Source organism: Rhizobacter sp. P2_H2 (assembly GCF_056403375.1).
In genome coordinates this window covers 1-1349 of sequence record NZ_JBFUFP010001298.1, presented here as the reverse complement: position 1 = coordinate 1349, position 1349 = coordinate 1, and the positions used below count along the sequence as shown (strand labels likewise).

Sequence of the window (1349 nt, the reverse complement as noted above, 5' to 3'; positions counted from 1 at the left end):
ACCCAGCCACGTCCAACGGGTGTGAAGCCGATCGGCTCCGGCCTGTCTGACCACCGTCGCATCACCGCGTCCGCACGTTCAATGTTTGGCAGGGCGGTGCCGAGGACGCTGCCTGTCGCGCCGTTCATGCGAAACCCGACCCCCACCAGGTTCCGCAGATCACTGTTGCTGCGCCGCGGATGGGCGTGACGCAGGTCAGTGCCGCCAAAGGCGCGATCCCAGATCAGCGGGATTTCGGTGAACGGCAACGGATCGGAAGGCACGGGTCCGGCAAATCCTCGGGTCCAGACGCGATCTCCGGTGACCACCGCATGCTTGCGCATGCCGGCACCCGCGAAGTGAACATGCAGCCTTGTGATCGGACTGCCGTCTGGTGACACAGCGCTGGCGTGCAGCAGCACGTCGACCATCGGTTTCACCGGCGCGAAGTCCGTCTCGAAGCGGACCGACGTGGCGCCTGGATCGCCGTGGTGCTGGTCGGTGTAGACGAAGGGCGTCTGATCGGCTGACGGCACGCAACGACCCTGCGCGACAACGTCGAATGTTGCCTTGATGATCGCGACGCAGTGCTTCTGGCCGGTCTTGTCTATCGAGACGAAGCGATGAGCGAGGAAGGGCGTGGAGTTGTTGGTGATCTGCATGGCGGTCGTGCGGGTGCTTGCACATGCAACCCGGCAAGCATGTCGAATGACGCGTTCGAACCCGCGTCGCTCCGCTTCATGTCGGAGCAAGCGCGGACGCTGTACTTCAAGGGGGTGGCGCGAGGGAGTTGCGCCGTGGAGCGCTGGAGGCCGTGTGGCGAGCGCTCGTCTCAAGATGCACCTGATGAGGTGCCATGGAGAGCGGCGATTTGACTGCCAAGAAGAGGCCGCGTCAATACAGGCGTGTCACGTACGATCCGGCGCCGCACTCTCCGGAATCACCAATGAACATCCGCTGGCCCTTGCTCTGGACCGCCGCAGCCTACGCCGTCCTGAGCGCGATCACGTTCGTCGTCTATGCGATCGACAAGTCCGCAGCGCGCCGCCGCGGGCCACGCACATCGGAGCGCACGCTGCACCTGCTGTCGCTCGCGGGCGGCTGGCCGGGTGCGCTGCTCGCGCAGCGGTGGCTGCGCCACAAGTCCGCCAAGGCATCGTTCCGGCGCGTGTTCTGGGCCACGGTCGCCGTCAACGTGCTGGGCTTCGCGATGCTGTCGGCCAGCTTGCGCTGACCGGCGCGAGTCAGTCGCTGGAAGAAGCCGACTTCGCCGACGACTGCAACTTCTCCCCGCCCCGCTTCATCACCTCGCCGGTCTTCTCGACACCCTTGCGCACGACCTCGCCGGTCTTCTCGGCGCCCTTCTGGAT

The 1349-nt window shown here is 65.6% G+C and carries 2 protein-coding genes; one reads left to right on the top strand and one right to left on the bottom strand.

Translation table 11 applies throughout. From position 1 onward, the window contains the following. Nucleotides 1–641 (bottom strand): DUF2169 family type VI secretion system accessory protein (locus AC1D15_RS32510; RefSeq protein WP_477829308.1); only part of this gene is annotated, 641 nt, incomplete at its 3' end. Between the two features lie 284 nt (nt 642–925). Between AC1D15_RS32510 and AC1D15_RS32505 the strand changes: the two genes are divergently transcribed. Continuing rightward, the gene (locus tag AC1D15_RS32505; protein ID WP_477829307.1) at nt 926–1213 is read left to right on the top strand and encodes a DUF1294 domain-containing protein; all 288 of its coding nucleotides are present in this window, start codon (nt 926–928) and stop codon (nt 1211–1213) included. Nucleotides 1214–1349 lie beyond the last annotated feature (136 nt).